A 16507-nucleotide genomic window follows, 5' to 3' on the forward strand; every position below is an offset into this window, starting at 1 on the left:
CATTTGGTCATATCATCGTCGGTTTATGGAGACTGCAAATGAAAAGTTCCATGCCAGATCTGGAAATGGAAATGATCACGCCAGAGTACGTTGCACAACTTGGGAAGGAGTGGCTCGATTTTCTGGTGGACACAACACCGGACAAGGAGCTTTTTTCTTTGCCAAAACTTGAACATCGCCTGGTGCAGGAATATCGAGACGGATGTCAGGAAGGCGAGAGAAATGGCGAAAAAAAAGGCAGGTCGAAAATGCTCACACGTCAGTTGGAACGTCGCTTTGGTCATGTTCCTGACTGGGCCAGTGAAAAAATTGCCAAAGCCAACCAGCCCACTTTGGAAGAGTGGTGTCTGCGCATATTGGATGCACAATCGTTGCATGAGGTATTTGCTGAGCCTTGAGCAACCAAAGGGTCCAGTTCTTGGAGGTCGTCACTTGGGCCTTTGTCTCCGCCGGGGAAAAACCCCTCCTGCAATATCATATTTATTAAAGTTTTTTTGCCAGGTTCCTGACGTCAAATCAACAACAAGACGACCTGGAAACAGTGATGGAATTATCCCACGCTCCGCTCCTGGCATTGAATACCAGACAGGAATGAGTCACGGGAGCCGCCACGCTCAGGAGTGTTTTGATGGACTCGGTGGCGGCCACACTGGCCACCAGACCGGCCAGGATGGATCCCGGCGCGGCGTGGTCCAAGGCGTCGGCCTGGGCTGCAACGGTGTCGGTTTCTCCGGAGGAAAAATATCCAGAATCCGCGAGTGATTGGGTCATGCAGGCCAGGCAAGGTCCTCCTGGCCGGATCTGGTATATCTCTCCCTGTCGGGGATTCCATCGGGCGACGATCAGGGGAATGTTTCGCTGGCGGCAAAGCTTTTCCAACAGATGCGAGGTGTCGGCATGGTTGCCGCAGTCCAGAACCAGGTGGCAAATTTCCGGCAGGGAGACGGACACTGCGCCGGTCAAGTTGGTGACAATGGGTGTGGTGCGCACGTCCGGGTTCAAGGCTTGCAGGGCCTGGGCCGCTGAAACGACTTTTGGGGTGCCGAGGTGCTGGCGGGTATGGATGATGTCCCGGGCAGGCGTGGCCGGGGTGACGTGGCCCGCATCGATCAGGGTGAGATGACCCACGCCCGCTCCCGCCAGATAAAGAGCCGCCACGGAACCCATGGCACCCACCCCGAGCAGGACCATCTCCGCAGCCAACAGCCGGGCTTGGCCCGAGCCTCCAACCTCCCGCAACATGATCTGGCGGGAGTAGCGATCCAATTGGGCTTCGGTAAAATTCACGGCATGGGTCTCCGTCTCTTCGCTCTGTCATTCCCGGGATCTGGCCACACGGAATCCCAGGCTTTCAAAGCGTTCCTCTCTGGAGATGCCTCCCCGGTTGGAACAACGCACATACCAGGCCGTTCCATCCCACGAACCGCCCCGATAGACACGGTTGGCATTGCTGCCTTCGAAGAGAGGATCGACAGGTGCATGTTTTGAATAGGCCTGTTCGTGATAGGCATCCTGCACAAATTCCCAGACATTGCCGAGCATGTCATATAAACCAAAGGCATTCGGACGCAGTTGGCCCACCGGGTGCATTTCATTGCGGGAATTGCCGTCATACCAGGCATACAATCCCATATCGTCGCTTCGATTGCCCCAGAAACGCGAGGTTTCGGACTTGGCCCGACAGGCATATTCCCACTCTGCCTCGGTTGGCAGGCGGTAGGTGGTGGTCTTTTCCCTGAGGTTCAAACGGCGGATGAATTCCTGGACATCGGACCAGCCCACCAGATCGACCGGAAGGTTTTTTGCCTTGAATTTACTCGGATTGTCTTGCATCAGGGCCACCCATTGTGCCTGGGTGACCTCGTGTTTGCCCAGATAGAACGGCTTGCTGATGGTGACCCGATGGGCGGGCGTTTCATCCGGAAAGGCTTCGGCATCGAAATTTCTGTCGGAACCCATGGAAAAGGCTCCGGCAGGAATCAGGACAAACTCCATGCCCAGTTTGTTGATATAAGTCTTGATCGGCCTGGATTGCGACGCATCGGGACCGGGTGACTCGGACCAGCCTGTTGCGACAGGAAAAAACAAGAGACAAAGGATTGCCGGCAACAAGCGCCCGCTCACCATGCCCTGCATCGACTGGAAGAAAAATTTTGTGACCATGATCCGTATTGGCAGGAACAAAAACACCGTGACCGTGATATTCAATCGCGCAAAATCAAGACAAGGCAGATCAAATGTACCATGATTCAGGGATCGCTTCGGGAGGCAGGGGTTTGACCGTTTGCCGGGTGACTTGTGCATCCCGGGTGATTTCCATGGTGACTGCTTCCAAATGGCGGCCCTTGCCATACCGGGCCACCAGACTGCAAATCCGGGTCAAGGCCTCGCTGTCCGGCAACCCTTCCACCAGGGCCAGGGGACCAGGCAGGTCCGGGGCCTGGATGGCAATGCGGCCATGCCGGAAACCGGCCAGGAAATTGTTTTCGGTTTCATCCCGACCGATGATCACCTTGTACTCCGGAGCAGGGCGCAGATGCCGTCCGGCCTTGAGCAGAAGAATGTCATCCAGGGTATACCGCTTGTCGCCACGGGTCTGCCACAGATCGCGCAGACGACCGGCATAATTTTCGTCGGTCAGAAAGCAGCAGCCACCTGCCGGAGAAGGATAGTCGGTGATGCCAAAATGGGCGGCAAGATCCATTTGTGGGGTACGGGTCCGTCCAGAAAACCCCAGCAGACGGGACCGGTCAACCATGCCTCGTTTTTCCGGTTCGGTTTCGGGGAGCCGCAAGGCACACAGCGGTCGCAACAGCCAGCCATGGGCACCGCCGTCCCGGTCAATCACCGGCAGGGTATTTTTGCGCTGGCTCATGGGTCGCTGTCCGACCACCTCGCCCGTGAACAGGAAGTGAAAGCCAAGTTTTTCCTTGATTTCCATGGCTTTTTTGACCATGAACACCTTGCAGTCCAGGCAGGGGTTGAGATTTTTGCCATAACCATACCGGGGGCGGGTCACAATTTCGACATAGGGCGCGGAAATGTCCACCATGTGCAGCTTGATGCCCAGATTTTTGGCGGCATGCAGGGCATCATGGCGTGGTGGAGGGGCACCCGGTTTGGGATTGCGGATGGCTCCGGTGTGGGATTGGATGCAAAAACCGGTATAAAAATTGACGCACTCCACGTGGATATCTTGTTCCTGGAGCAGGCGGGCAGCGAGTGTGCTGTCCAGACCACCCGACAACAGACCGAGGGCACGAATCCGCGACAAAGAGTAGACTCCTCCTTTAGCCTTGCAACAGACGGGCGGCATGCAAGGCATGATAGGTCAGGATCAGGTCGGCTCCGGCACGCCGAAAAGCCGTCATGGTCTCCAGCACGATCCGATCTTCATCGATCCAACCCTGCGCGGCGGCGGCCTTGACCATGGCATATTCGCCACTGACGTTGTAAACCGCCAGGGGGAGATCGAACCGGTCGCGCATTTCCCGGAGAATGTCGAGGTAGGGGAGTCCGGGTTTGACCATGACAATGTCGGCCCCTTCGGCCACATCCAGGGTGACTTCCCGGATGGCCTCCCGCCGGTTGGCAGGATCCATCTGATAGGAGCGACGGTCACCAAACTGTGGCGTACTCTCGGCGGCATCCCGAAAAGGACCATAAAAGGCCGAGGCAAATTTGGCGGCATAGGACATGATGGGAGTCTGGGTATACCCGGAACCATCCAGGGCGCGACGAATGGCCTGCACCATGCCATCCATCATGCCGGACGGGGCGACCATGTCCACACCGGCCTGAACATGGGAGAGCGCCGATTGACCCAGTCTTGCCAACGTGGCATCGTTGTCCACATCCCCCTGGTGAATGACACCACAGTGGCCATGGCTGGTATATTCGCAGAAACAGAGATCCGATATCACGTACAGATCCGGCAGTTCGCTTTTGAGTCTGCGAATGGCCTGCTGGACGATGCCGGTCTCCCGGCAGGCATCTTCGCCCAACAAATCCTTGTGTTCCGGAATGCCGAACAAAATAATGCCGCCCAGGCCCGCTTCGAGGGCGGTGCGTGCCAAAGGCAGGGTCTGGTCGATGGAACGTTGTTCCACTCCGGGCATGGAGGCAACCGGTCGCCGCAGATCCGTACCGGGAATCACGAACAGGGGCAGAATCAAATTCCGGGGCTCGACCCGGGTTTCCCGCACCATGCGCCGAATGGACTCCGTGCGGCGCAGGCGGCGCGGACGCTGCCAGAGAGGATGGGTTGCAAATGTGTCCATGGAACAAGGATACTCCACGCGATGCAAATTCAGGGTGCCGAGGCAAGATACGACCTCGTGACAGGATGCCTGTCCCGATGGTTTCCGGCAAGAGTTCATGGCATTTGATCCGGATTTCGGAAATAATGTTGCCGAATGGTCCCCTCTGCGGGATATTATGTGGCCGTGTCGGTGGTGCAGGTTTGTGATCCCGCGAACAGTGAAGAGGGATTTCAGGAGAAGGGTGCATGGCGCAACTGGTGGCGAGTCGGATGAAAGCTGCGGGCCGCACGGATGTCGGGTGTGTGCGAACTCTCAATGAGGACAGTTTCTCGATCGATGAGGCGTCCGGGCTGCTGCTTGTGGCAGATGGCATGGGAGGTCACGACGCCGGAGAGGTGGCCAGCAGTCAGGTTGTCGAATCCATGTTGAGTCTTCTCAGGTTTCCGATGGCAGGCATCCCGGTCCTGCCGGATGGCAAACGACTCGACGATGATGGCGATATCACGACCCTTTCTCCGGAAGAGGTTGCCGAGGAGCTGGCCAACGAAACAGAACAGCAGGAGAAGGAGATCATCCAGAAAGTGGTCCAGGCCATCGCCCAGACCAACCTGCGTGTCAACAACATCAACCAGGATCGTGGCTATCCAGAGGGATCCGGCATGGGTTCGACCCTGGTCGGGTTCTGGGCACCCCCCGGCAGTACACGGGGCGTGGTTTTCCATGTGGGAGACAGCCGTCTCTACCGGATGCGGCAAGGTCATCTCGAAAGCATCACCCAGGATCATACCCTCTATCAGCAGTGGCTCGATTTTGGCTCCAGGGGACAACCTCCCGCCCAGAATGTCATCCTGCAAGCCATGGGGCCGGTCGAGCAGGTCACCCCGGATGTGCGGGTCATCTCCCTGCTGCCGGGCGATCTGATCCTGATGTGTTCCGACGGGTTGACGGGCATGCTTGCCAACGGCATCATTGAAAAGGTGTTGTTGACGGCCCGGGAAGACAACCTTCAAGAAGTATGTAATCGTTTGGTGGATATGGCCAAGGAAAAGGGCGGCAGAGACAATATCACCGTGATCCTGGCCTGGATCACGGCACCGTGAAGCGCACCCGTCCGGATGCGGACTGAACAGACCGGTCAGGTCGCCATCGGTACCAGATACTGTCGCACAATTGGGGTCTGAACCATGACAAGGCAAGACAAGGATGTGACAGAGGACCGGAAGATCCTTGAGGAGGCATCGTGAGAGAGAATAAACGGCTTTCCATCATGTTCGCCGATATTGCCGGCAGCACGCGCCTGTATGAGCAGCTCGGGGATGTCAAGGCTCGGGAAATCACCTCCCGCTGCATCCAGATCATGAGCAACATTGTGGCACAGTACCAGGGCCGGGTCGTGAAGACCATTGGTGATGAGGTCATGTGTACCTTCCCCACCGCCGATGATGCCGGAGAGGCCGCCATCCGCATGCAGGAAGAGCTGGCCGCCAAGGCGGATACCTTCGAGGCGACTGTCAAGATTCGCATCGGTTTCCATTTTGGCGAGGTGATCGAAGAGAGCGATGCCGCCCGGGCCGATGTCTTCGGCGATGCCGTCAATCTGGCCGCCCGCATGGCCGCCCAGTCCAAGGCCGACCAGATCATCACGACCGGCGAAACCCTGGAACACATGAATCCAGGCCTGCGCGTCAACAGTCGCATGCTGATCTCGACCACCGTCAAGGGTAAACAAAAACCGGTCGATATCTACGAACTGACCTGGGGTGAAGAAGAAGAACTGACCATCATGGGGGGTATCGGCCCCGGAGCCGGGATTACACAGGCACCCAAAATTGTCCTGACCGTGACCTATCAGGGGCAGGATATCGCCGTGGGAGAGGAACTGAGTTCCATCACCATGGGACGGGGCAAGCAAAACAATCTCATGGTGCCGGATACCATGGCATCCAGGATTCACGCCCGCATCGAATTCCGGCGGGATCGCTTCCTGCTCGTTGACCAAAGCACCAATGGTACCTATGTAACCTCCGACAAGGGCGAAACCGCTTTCGTGCATCGGGATGAACGCCGCCTCTCCGAAAACGGAGTCATCGGTCTTGGTCAAAAGGTGCATGCAGGTCATGAAATGGCCGTCCGTTACGTCATTGGCATGAAATAGCCAGGTTCCAGGTTTTTTGTTCGCATCGGCATGAATGAGCCCAAGGTCTGGGTCGTTGCCCTGAACTTTGCAAAGAAATTAGATGTGGAAGACTTTGTTGGGGCTCCGCCCCAAACCCCGCCAAGAGGAAGGGCACAGCCCTTCCTCCTGGACCTCCATCCCAGTTTTTCAAACGTTTTTTGTATTTGGACAGCTCGGGTGTTTGTTGGTCAATGGTTCCTGCCGAGGCTGCGGACTTTCAGGTGTCGGGCGATGGCCGCCAGGATGGCTTCAGCGGTGGGTTGTTCTGCTACCAGATGCACAGGAATGTTGCGCTGGCGCAGGGCCGTTGCAGTCACGGGACTGAGAGCTGCAATCAGGGTTTGTTTCAACCAGGGCAGGGCAGGGGAGGGTAAGGCATCGATGAAAGACTCCGCTGACCGGCCACTGAAAAAGGGAATGGCGTGGATGGCCCCATGCTGCAAGGCTGTCAAGACCGGTTCCGGCACCTGTGCCAAGGGATCCGCCCGATAAGCGGCCACCAGGGTGACAGTGCAACCGGCTTGTTCAAGAATCTGGACCAGGGCTTCCCGGCCTGTCTCGGCCCGCAAAAATAAAAACCGGCCCCCGGGTCCATATCGGGCCAGGATGGTCTGGGCCAGGAGCGCGGCATCACCCGGTTGTGCGGGCATGGTGGCCGGATATCCACTCCGCTGCAAGACAGCCGCCGTTTTGGGGCCGACAGCGTGCAACGGGGGGCGTGGACCATCCGCCGGCAGAACGTCGAGCAGGGCCTGGGCGCCATGGGCACTCGTGACAATCACCCCGGTGAAACTGGCCAGTTGGGTCATGGCAGCCAGCAGGGGAGCCGGGTCCCGGGGCGGACCCATGACCAGGGCCGGTGCCAACAGGGGGACACCCCCCGCTGCTTCAACCAGCCTGGCCGTATGTGCGGCCTCGGGTTGCGGTCTGGTGATCAGAATGGTCTGCCCGGTCAGATCCAGAGGTGTCATGGGGTAACGGCCTCGGGTTGTGGTCGGGCAACCAGAATGGTCAACCTGGTCAGGTTTTGGGACATCATGATGCAGAGGTGAGAGCGGCAGGAGGTGTTACCAGAGAAGCTGTGGCATTGAGTTCCTGCAAAATTTCCCGCGCTCCCCGGTCTAGAAGCTCCTGCGCCAGGGTGTGTCCCAACTGTTCCGGATCGGCGGCGGTGCCCTGGTGACGACCACGAATCAGGGGGGTTCCCGACACGCCGGCCACGATACCTTCCAGGATCAAGGTCTCTCCTTCCAGCCAGGCATGGCCGCCAATCGGCACCTGGCACCCCCCTTCCAAGGTTGCCAGAAAGGCCCGTTCCGCCAGGACACATGTCCGGGTGGGTGGGTGATTCAACGGCGCGAGAATGGCGGCAATCTGCGGATCGTCGCGGCGCATTTCAATACCGATGGCCCCCTGACCAATGGCAGACAACATGCGGTCGGCAGGCAGATATTCCACCACATGCCGGGTCAATTGCAGGCGTTGTACACCCGCTGCCGCCAGCACGATGGCGTGATATTCGCCGTTGACCATTTTTTCGATGCGGGTATTGACGTTGCCGCGCAGGGGCAGAATGTCCAGGTCCGGTCGCAGGGCCAGGAGTTGACTGCGCCGCCGGAGGGAGGAGGATCCGACCCGGGCACCTTGTGGCAGGGTTGCCAGGCCGCTGTAATGCACCGACAGCAACACATCACGAGAATCCGCTCGTTCCAGGAGCGGTCCCAGAATCAGGCCATCCGGAAATTGCGCCGGAACATCCTTCATGGAGTGAACCGCCAGATCGGCGCGACCATCCAGCAGGGCCTCTTCCAGTTCCTTGACGAACAACCCCTTGCCGCCCACCTTGGCCAGGGGTACGTCGAGAATTTTGTCACCGGTGGTCTTGATGGAAACGAGTTCCACTGTCAAAGTGGGGTGTTGTTCCTGGATGAGAGACTGCACCAGACGGGCCTGCCAGAGAGCCAGGGCACTGCCCCGGGTGCCGATGCGCAAGTGATGGATGGTCACAGTGGTCGCTTCCTCTCGCGTTTGTTTCAGGATGAAAAAACCCATTGAACCAATTCACCGCCAGCATAAAGGGAGCGTGTCGGTCAGACAAGAGCATGCGAATCCTGGGAATTGAAACGAGTTGTGATGAAACGGCCGCCGCCATTGTCCAGGGCGATGGGCGGGAGGTGGCCATTCTGGCCAATGTGGTTCACGGGCAACTGGATATTCACGCCGCTTATGGTGGGGTGGTGCCGGAACTGGCCAGTCGTGCCCATATTCGTCATGTTGGACCGGTGGTGGCTGCGGCTTTGGCCCAGGCCCGGATGGCGGCCAGTGATCTGGATGGCATTGCTGTGACCGTGGGTCCTGGTCTGGTGGGTGCCTTGTTGGTGGGTGTGGCGACGGCCCGGGGCATGGCTTTGGCTTTGGAGCGGCCTTTGCTCGGCATTCATCACATGGAGGGGCATCTGTTGAGTCCCTTTCTGGAAGGGGTGACCGATTTTGCTTTTCCATTTGTGGCCTTGCTGGTTTCCGGCGGCCATACCCTTCTTGTCCATGCCCAGGCTTTTGCCCGTTATGAGGTGTTGGGGCAGACCCGGGATGATTCGGTTGGCGAGGCTTTCGACAAGGGGGCGCGCCTGTTGGGTCTGGCCTATCCTGGCGGACCGGCCATTGCCGCCCTGGCCCGGGATGGCAATTCACAGGCCTTTGCCTTTCCGCGTGCCCTGCTTGACCGGACCCGCCATGATTTTTCCTACTCGGGTCTGAAAACAGCTCTGCGCACCTTCCTGGAGCGTGAGGGGGCCGGTGAGCTGGATTCCCAACGTCGTCGGGACATTGCGGCCTCGTTTCAAGAGGCCTTGATCGAACCTTTGGTGGTGAAATCCCTGGCGGCCTGTCGGGCCGCACGTGCCGACCGGCTCGTGGTGGCGGGTGGCGTCGGTGCCAATCAACGATTGCGGGAACGTCTGACCCGGGAAGCGACCGCTGCCGGTATCCGGGTCCTCTTTCCTCCCGTCGGTTTGTGTACCGACAATGGGGCCATGATTGCCTGTGCCGGGTTGTGGCGTCTGGCCTCCGGAATGAAGGCGGATTCGTTCTTGAATGCCCGTCCCCGTTGGCCGTTGGCGGAGTTGTCGCAACAGATTTGAAACGTGCAGTCTGTCTGGTTGCAGCCATGCCGTGAAAATTGCTCAAGGACAGGAAAGTTGGTAAGGTAAGGATCGTGATCGACCAATAAGTAAATATGAAAATGCGGAGTATTCGATATGATCGTTCGCTCTCTGAAGATGCGAAATTTTCGTGGGATCGGCAATCTTGACATCGATTTTCAAAAACGCATCAACATATTCGTCGGGATGAATGGTTCGGGAAAATCGTCTGTATTGGCATGTCTCGCCAAAATGCTCTCTTTGATGATATATCGTGTTTACAACAATAGAAGACAGAGCTTTCCGTTTTCTGAATTTGATATCCGGAACGCAGTCCATAACCTTGATGTCGAGATTACAATCAGCAATGATGAGGGGAATTCATTATGTTCATGGAAAATGAACCTGGCTCGTGACGGATCCAAGGGAAATCAGATATCAGATTTGACGAAATACATTGAACTGGTTCATGACAAGATCGAACAAGACGAATCTTCACCCATTCCTGTCGTCGCTTCTTATTCTGTCGTCAGGGCCGTACTTGACATTCCACAACGCATTCGAAATCGACACGTATTCGATACAAGATTTTCCGGTTTTGAAAGTGCTATTCACGGCAGCAGTGACTTCAGACTATTCTTTGAATGGTTCCGGGAACGAGAAGCGTTTGTCAACGGGATGATTCTTGATGGAAAGAGCGATTTCACGGATCATCAATTCAGTTCAGTTTGTGACGCCATAACCAGGTTGACCGGGTTCAAGAATCTGCGCATTCGTCGTTTTCCACAAAAAATGATTCTTGAAAAGGAGGGGGAAACACTGGACATCGAGCAGCTTTCCGATGGAGAAAAATGTCTCATGGCCATGGTGGGTGACATGGCTATGAGACTTGCGATTGCCAACCCATTGCGTCAGGACCCGCTGAATGCACAGGCTGTTTTTTTGATCGATGAGATTGATCTACATCTTCATCCTGCCTGGCAGCGCATGATCATGCCCGGGTTGGTGGAGGTTTTTCCAAACTGCCAATTCATCGTTTCGACGCATTCGACACAAATCCTGACACATATCAAGCCAGGGAACATCTTTCTGTTGAAAAGATCCAACGAAGGCATCGTCATGACTCAGCCGAGCGATTCGTATGGGCAGACGCAGGACAGCCTGTATGAGGATATCATGGGGGTTCCCACGCGCCCCGACGATATTCGGATGCAATTCCGTGCCCTTTATGATGCCATTGACAGCAATAATTTGACGGATGCCAGGGATAAACTACAAGAGTTGTCGAAAACCATCGGCTCTGATCCTGACCTTGTCAAGGCGGGTATCTTGATCAAGCGCAAGGGAAGCAGTCAATGAAATATATCCACAAGAAGTCACCACCCCCAGAGTTTATCGATTGGCTGGCACTCAGGAATGAAAATTGGGAGCCTGAATATGATGGAATGCATTCATCCATCAAGAAACCACTGAAAAAATCTCTCATGGAGGAGCAGGGATATATTTGTTGCTACTGTGAAAGGCGCATCAGTGAGGATGACAGCCATATTGACCATTTGCGACCACAGGAAGAGTTTGGCTGGTCGGCACTTGATTACGGCAACATGTTATGTTCATGTCAACTTGAACTCGCAAGAAATGAACCCAGGCATTGTGGAAACAGCAAGGGAAGCTGGTTCAATAGCGAATTGTTGATTTCTCCCCTGGATCCATCGTGCGAAAACAGGTTTTTTTATTCGCTGGATGGATCCATATGTCCGGCGGACGAAAAGGATATGGCTGCCACAATGACTATCGAAAAGTTGAATCTGGATGGTGAAAAACTGAACAGATTACGGAAAGCCGCCATCGAGGCCTTCATCATGGACCCGATGGAGACAATTCTTGCCGAGTTGCACCGGGAGGGAATGAAGGAATTCTATGAATTTCATACCGCAATACGGATTTATTACGCTTCCGTTTAGTAAACAACAAGATCATGTCGTGATGCAATATTGTGGCTGATCGGCTTCTCTCCAATTCGGTGGGTTTATTTTTTTAATCGCATTGACCAAGGCAGATTCGGTGGTTTGGATTTTGCAGTATGTCGCCAAGGGGTCGATTTCTCATGTCGTTTGGCAGGACAGCAACGGCAAGGTACCGGATAGGCATCTACGGCATTCTGGCCAGCCGAATCCCATCCCGCGTATAGCTTTCATTGACGGGGTCCTTGGAGGCACGGTAGACACAGCGCAGGAGTCTGTTGCTGCTCTCTCCATAACTACCCCCGCGTTGGACCATTTTTTTGCCCACACGGATTACCGGATCATGGCGCACATGATGTGCATAGGCTGTTTCGTCGTACCAATCCTGCACCCACTCCCGGACATTGCCGGTCATGTCATACAAACCAAGACCGTTCGCCTGTTTTATGCCCACCTTGTGGGTTGTGCTGGCACTGTTATCGTCATACCAGGCAACGGACGCCAAATCGGCTCCTCCGGCATACCTCTCATCGTGTCCTCCTGAACGACAGGCATATTTCCACTCCGCTTCGGTTGGCAGGCGATATTTTCCGTCACTCTGGGCGTTCAATTGACGGATAAACTCCTGGGCCTCGATCCAGGAGACCCGTTCCACGCACCGCAACCCATCCAGAAGGTTCCTCCGGGTATCCAGACAAACTCCATGCCGGTTTTCGGGTCGTGCCAGGTGCGGGATTTTGTTGTTGTCAGATTTGGAACTGCTTTGGCCCGAAACTCTTTGTCTGCGGCCTCCCACTCTTTTTTTTCTTTTTCCAGTTGCCGTCTTTGAGCGGCTTCTTGATTGCCAGTTTCCAGCCAGGAGTTTAATTCGCTGCGATTCACCAATCCGGCATGGAAATATTTCAATATATGATCGTCATCTTCCAATTGAAACTGGAACGATTCCGGATCATGCTGGCGGGTAAAGCCAACATCTTTCTTGAATTCATTTTGGTAATTACCGAGGAGTTCCTGGATGGATATTCTCCAGGGTGGGGGATCCACGATAAACCATTGACCATTTTTTCGGAGCAGATTCAATTTGACCAGATCGTATTCCATTTCATCAGGAAACATTCTTCGAACGGATCCAATAATTTTTGTGGAGGCCAGACGATAATAATCGATTTCGGCCACTCCGTGGTCACCTTCGGTCTGGATGTGCTGAATATTGTATCGGGAGACCACGATCAATTCATCATGCAGGGGATGCAGGATTTGTCCATAATATTTTGCCGCCATGGTGCATTCGGTGCAGCCAGAGGTCCTGCACTCGTTTGCAATTTCGGCAATTTTTTGCACATCCTCGCTTTCCGGAGTGAAGTGCGCCAGGTGTTGGCGCAGATTGCCTGTGCCCTTAAATTCAAGTTCGGCAAAAGTTTTTACGACCTGTTCCGGATTTGATAAATCCAGTTTTTCATTTGGCCAGGGACGCCGTTCAGAATTTATTTTATTGTTTATTTCCGATGAGTTTTTAGTCAAATACCTGGTGCATCGAGCCTGATTCAAATTTCCTGGCAAGGATTTTTTTTTGCTTGTTTTCCTTGAGATAACTCAAAATCCTATAATCATCAATTTTTGTATAAGCACGTTCCTTTGGGTTGCGCGGAAGTATGAATCCATGCTCTTTTTTGAGTGTTTTATATCCATCTGGAATGACATCGATGGATACACGCCAGGTTGGTGGATCAATAATGTGCCATTGATTCTCTTTTTTTTGTAAATTTAATTTTACCAGATCGTGTTCTTTTCTATCTATGAAAATTTTTCTTCTATTTTCAACCTTGACTGTCGATGCCAATCGATCATATTCAATCTCTGCGGTTCCGCTATCTTTATTTGTATTGATTGATAAAATATTATAACGTTATACTATAATCGTAGGATCATGATCTGTATCTAAATCTCGTCCAATTTGATGGAGAAGTGCGCAACAATCGCCTTCCTCCTTTGCATACATTTCAAATTTTTCATTGATTAATTTGCTCTCCTTGCTTTCAGGTGTGAATTGTGCGAAGTGATATCTTGTCCCATTTTAACCATTGAATTCAAGCTCAACGAATGATTTTACCATATTTTTTGGGTCAGACAAATCGATTTTTTCAATTTCGTCTGGATCCAAAGATTGTGCATTGGTGGAACAAATCCAAATTGACAAAAAAATCACAACGGCCATACGCCAGGGTAGAATACTCATCTTACATCTCCAGAGATTTCAAGAGACTGGTCTGGTGGATATCCTTGCCAGCCCCATGTGCAGTCTCCAGGTGGCCACTGCTTTTCCAAAGTCTTCTTTTTCCGTGCGGATTTGTTTCATGCCTTCCCAAAGCATGTTGATGGCCCGGGGGTTTGCGTCATGGTCATTCTTGTAGGCTGTCATGATTGTATTCTACCTCAGGTTGGTTGTAAAAATCAAAAAAAGCAAAAAACCCTCCATGAACCATGGAAGGTTGTGGGGCGGATTTTTTTTAATTTCTTGGCACGGAACCGACTGGCAGATAAACTCCCTTGTCGGCTTTATACAGCCAATCCGGGTCTGGATCACCCAACAGGCAGGGGAATGGGGCGTATGTCGCAAGGCTATCATGGTGCATTTGGCGGGGCGTTCATCCCGGAAATATTGCACGAAACGTTTCGGCGTCTGACAGTCGCCTATGAGACCGCCCGGGCTGATCCGGCTTTTTGGGCAAGCTATCTGCAACTCATGGAAAATTATTCGGGTCGTCCCACGCCGCTCACCCTGGCGGATAATCTGTCCCGCGAATTTGGTGGCCGGCGGGTCTACATCAAACGGGAAGATTTGAACCAGACCGGTGCCCACAAGGCCAACAATGTCATGGGGCAGGGGTTGCTGGTCAAACGGATGGGCAAGCGCCGGGTCATTGCCGAAACCGGTGCCGGTCAGCATGGGGTGGCAACGGCCACCATGGCGGCCCGCATGGGGTTGGAGTGCGTCATTTACATGGGGGCGGAAGATGTCGAGCGGCAACGTCCCAATGTCTTCTGGATGGAACAACTCGGGGCCAGGGTGGTGCCGGTCACCTCCGGTTCCAGGACGCTCAAGGACGCCATCAATGAGGCCCTGCGCGATTGGGTCGGCAGCATGGACGACACCCACTATCTTCTCGGCACTGCCTGTGGTGCGCACCCCTTTCCGGAGATGGTGGCCTGGTTTCAATCGATCATTGGCGAGGAGGCGCGCCGCCAGATTCTGACCCAGGCCGGGACATTGCCGACGCATGTCTACGCCTGTGTCGGGGGCGGGTCGAATGCCCTGGGAATTTTTCAGGCCTTCCTGAATGATCCAGATGTGGCCCTGGTAGGTGTCGAGGCCGGGGGGGAGGGACTCGCCAGTGGCCGGCATGCGGCCCGACTGGCCGGGGATGGGGTGGTCGGCGTGGCCCATGGCTATAAGACCTTCTTTCTTCAAAACGCCGATGGACAGATGCGGGATACCCATTCCGTGGCGGCAGGACTCGATTATGTCGGGGTGTCGCCCATCCTGGCCCATTTGCATGCACAGGGGCGGGTTCGTTTTGCCGCCGCCACCGACAGCGAGGTGGTGAGTGCCCTCAAGCACCTCATGCGGGCCGAAGGGATCATTCCAGCCCTGGAGTCCAGTCATGCCGTGGCCCAGGCCCTGAAAGAACTGCCGGAGCTGCCGGCGGATGCCGTGGTGATCATCAATCTTTCCGGGCGTGGCGATAAGGATATTTTTACCGTTGCCGATGCCTTGGATGATCCGGGCTGGCGGCACTTCATCCGCTCCAAGGCCGAGAACTACGCCCGCCGGGATGAACATAACCAGATTTTTCAGGGCAAGGAGAGTGGCCAATGACCCTGTCTGCCAACCCAAATCAGGCGGCGGCTCCGTTGCCTGGACCCGGTGAAGCTTCCGCATTGGAGAAACGTGTCCGCAACGCCTTGACCCAACGTCACCATGCCGGATCGGCACCCATTTTGTTGATGGCGCATCTCGTCCTGGGATATCCCTCCCTGGATGAAAATCGTCGGGTCATCGATGCCATGGTGGCCAATGGTGTGGATTTGATTGAATTGCAAATCCCTTTTTCCGAACCCATTGCCGATGGACCGGTCATTGCCATGGCCAATCAGGCGGCCTTGGATCGCGGTTTCCGGGTGGCCGAGGGGCTTGGTTTTTTAGGTGAAGTGGTGCGACAGCATCCGATCCCGTTCCTGCTGATGACCTATTTCAATATATTACATGCGCATGGCGTGGAGGCTTTTATTCGCGAGACGAAGGTTCTGGGTGGTGATGGCTTGATCGTGCCGGATTTGCCCTTGGAAGAGGCCGGACCGGCCAGAACTCTTTGTCAGGATGTGGGTGTCGATTGGATTCAGCTCATGACGCCCACAACGCCGGAGGCACGTCTGGCAGCCATCGGAGCGGCAGCGAGAGGTTTTTGCTATTGTGTGGCGCGCAAGGGGGTCACGGGTCGGCAAACCGAATTTGACAACACCATCGATGGTTTTCTGGACCGTTGTCGTTCAGTCACTGGCGTGCCGTTGGCCCTGGGGTTTGGGGTCAAATCAGCCAAGGACGTGCAAAACCTTGTTGGCAAGGCGGATATTGCCGTGGTAGGCACGGCGGCCATGGAAGTGCATCGTACTGGAGGGGTTTTTGCGGTGGGGCGCTTCTTTGCCGACCTGCGGACCTGAGAAAAGAGACACCATCGGTCATTTACCAGAACCGTGCCTGAAAAGAGGGTTCGTTGGCCAGTTGGACCGTGTCACCCGATTGGACGATGAGGTAAAACCCCGCATTCATGACCTGACGATCCACATCCTGATCGATCACGATGCCGGCCATGGCCCCTATGGCACGCATGTGCGCGTACATGGGAAAAAATTCCTTGAACTCAGCCATGCGCGTGAGGTGATCACGCACATCTTCGTTTGTCAGTC

18 protein-coding genes are annotated in these 16507 nt (G+C 54.9%); 8 read left to right on the forward strand and 10 right to left on the reverse strand.

The genetic code is table 11. The features are described 5' to 3' along the window. Window positions 1-38: 38 nt before the first annotated feature. Complete coding sequence (locus HQL65_16540) at window positions 39-398, forward strand: DUF4351 domain-containing protein (GenBank protein ID MBF0137840.1); 360 nt, start codon at window positions 39-41, stop codon at window positions 396-398. Between the two features lie 118 nt (window positions 399-516). On the opposite strand, the gene HQL65_16545 is transcribed toward HQL65_16540, so the two are convergent. The 4 genes from HQL65_16545 to hemB are packed head-to-tail and all read right to left on the reverse strand — an operon-like array spanning window position 517 to window position 4280. Next, on the reverse strand, window positions 517-1287 hold the full coding sequence (locus tag HQL65_16545; GenBank protein ID MBF0137841.1) for a HesA/MoeB/ThiF family protein: 771 nt from the start codon (window positions 1285-1287) through the stop codon (window positions 517-519). A gap of 27 nt (window positions 1288-1314) precedes the next feature. After that, the gene (locus tag HQL65_16550; protein ID MBF0137842.1) at window positions 1315-2208 is read right to left on the reverse strand and encodes a formylglycine-generating enzyme family protein; all 894 of its coding nucleotides are present in this window, start codon (window positions 2206-2208) and stop codon (window positions 1315-1317) included. A gap of 25 nt (window positions 2209-2233) precedes the next feature. Beyond that, a complete protein-coding gene (locus HQL65_16555) occupies window positions 2234-3316 on the reverse strand; it encodes a tRNA (5-methylaminomethyl-2-thiouridylate)-methyltransferase (protein MBF0137843.1) in 1083 nt (360 codons plus the stop codon). After that, on the reverse strand, window positions 3291-4280 hold the full coding sequence (gene hemB, locus HQL65_16560) for a porphobilinogen synthase (protein MBF0137844.1): 990 nt from the start codon (window positions 4278-4280) through the stop codon (window positions 3291-3293). The genes HQL65_16555 and hemB overlap by 26 nt, the downstream gene beginning before the upstream one ends. A gap of 227 nt (window positions 4281-4507) precedes the next feature. On the opposite strand from hemB, the gene HQL65_16565 reads away from it, so the two are divergent. Both HQL65_16565 and HQL65_16570 read left to right on the forward strand, forming a co-directional pair. Next, the gene (locus HQL65_16565; GenBank protein ID MBF0137845.1) at window positions 4508-5362 is read left to right on the forward strand and encodes a serine/threonine-protein phosphatase; all 855 of its coding nucleotides are present in this window, start codon (window positions 4508-4510) and stop codon (window positions 5360-5362) included. Between the two features lie 140 nt (window positions 5363-5502). Then, on the forward strand, window positions 5503-6417 hold the full coding sequence (locus HQL65_16570; GenBank protein ID MBF0137846.1) for an adenylate/guanylate cyclase domain-containing protein: 915 nt from the start codon (window positions 5503-5505) through the stop codon (window positions 6415-6417). A 209-nt stretch (window positions 6418-6626) separates the two neighbouring features. Here the strand turns inward: HQL65_16570 and HQL65_16575 are convergent, their stop codons facing one another. Next, a complete protein-coding gene (locus HQL65_16575; GenBank protein ID MBF0137847.1) occupies window positions 6627-7409 on the reverse strand; it encodes a uroporphyrinogen-III synthase in 783 nt (260 codons plus the stop codon). 64 nt (window positions 7410-7473) lie between these two features. Next, window positions 7474-8490: a hydroxymethylbilane synthase gene (gene hemC, locus HQL65_16580; GenBank protein MBF0137848.1), complete on the reverse strand. Its 1017-nt coding sequence runs from the start codon at window positions 8488-8490 to the stop codon at window positions 7474-7476. A 50-nt stretch (window positions 8491-8540) separates the two neighbouring features. Between hemC and tsaD the strand changes: the two genes are divergently transcribed. From tsaD to HQL65_16595, 3 genes are all read left to right on the forward strand, one after another. Further along, entirely contained in the window at window positions 8541-9578 is a 1038-nt protein-coding gene (gene tsaD, locus HQL65_16585) for a tRNA (adenosine(37)-N6)-threonylcarbamoyltransferase complex transferase subunit TsaD (GenBank protein ID MBF0137849.1), read from the forward strand. Window positions 9579-9695: 117 nt separating this feature from the next. Further along, complete coding sequence (locus HQL65_16590; protein ID MBF0137850.1) at window positions 9696-10937, forward strand: AAA family ATPase; 1242 nt, start codon at window positions 9696-9698, stop codon at window positions 10935-10937. Between the two features lie 86 nt (window positions 10938-11023). Then, the gene (locus tag HQL65_16595; GenBank protein ID MBF0137851.1) at window positions 11024-11542 is read left to right on the forward strand and encodes a TIGR02646 family protein; all 519 of its coding nucleotides are present in this window, start codon (window positions 11024-11026) and stop codon (window positions 11540-11542) included. Between the two features lie 187 nt (window positions 11543-11729). On the opposite strand, the gene HQL65_16600 is transcribed toward HQL65_16595, so the two are convergent. From HQL65_16600 to HQL65_16610, 3 genes are all read right to left on the reverse strand, one after another. Further along, window positions 11730-12449 (reverse strand): formylglycine-generating enzyme family protein, encoded by a 720-nt coding sequence (locus tag HQL65_16600; protein MBF0137852.1) that lies wholly within the window; start codon window positions 12447-12449, stop codon window positions 11730-11732. A gap of 606 nt (window positions 12450-13055) precedes the next feature. After that, on the reverse strand, window positions 13056-13382 hold the full coding sequence (locus tag HQL65_16605) for a hypothetical protein (protein ID MBF0137853.1): 327 nt from the start codon (window positions 13380-13382) through the stop codon (window positions 13056-13058). A gap of 234 nt (window positions 13383-13616) precedes the next feature. Continuing rightward, a complete protein-coding gene (locus tag HQL65_16610; GenBank protein MBF0137854.1) occupies window positions 13617-13778 on the reverse strand; it encodes a hypothetical protein in 162 nt (53 codons plus the stop codon). Window positions 13779-14150: 372 nt separating this feature from the next. Between HQL65_16610 and trpB the strand changes: the two genes are divergently transcribed. After that, on the forward strand, window positions 14151-15419 hold the full coding sequence (gene trpB / locus HQL65_16615; GenBank protein MBF0137855.1) for a tryptophan synthase subunit beta: 1269 nt from the start codon (window positions 14151-14153) through the stop codon (window positions 15417-15419). After that, window positions 15416-16261 (forward strand): tryptophan synthase subunit alpha, encoded by an 846-nt coding sequence (locus tag HQL65_16620; GenBank protein ID MBF0137856.1) that lies wholly within the window; start codon window positions 15416-15418, stop codon window positions 16259-16261. The genes trpB and HQL65_16620 overlap by 4 nt, the downstream gene beginning before the upstream one ends. A gap of 22 nt (window positions 16262-16283) precedes the next feature. On the opposite strand, the gene HQL65_16625 is transcribed toward HQL65_16620, so the two are convergent. Next, a complete protein-coding gene (locus tag HQL65_16625) occupies window positions 16284-16442 on the reverse strand; it encodes a hypothetical protein (protein MBF0137857.1) in 159 nt (52 codons plus the stop codon). Window positions 16443-16507: the final 65 nt, after the last annotated feature.

This window comes from Magnetococcales bacterium (assembly GCA_015228935.1).
In the GTDB taxonomy this organism is placed as follows: domain Bacteria; phylum Pseudomonadota; class Magnetococcia; order Magnetococcales; family DC0425bin3; genus HA3dbin3.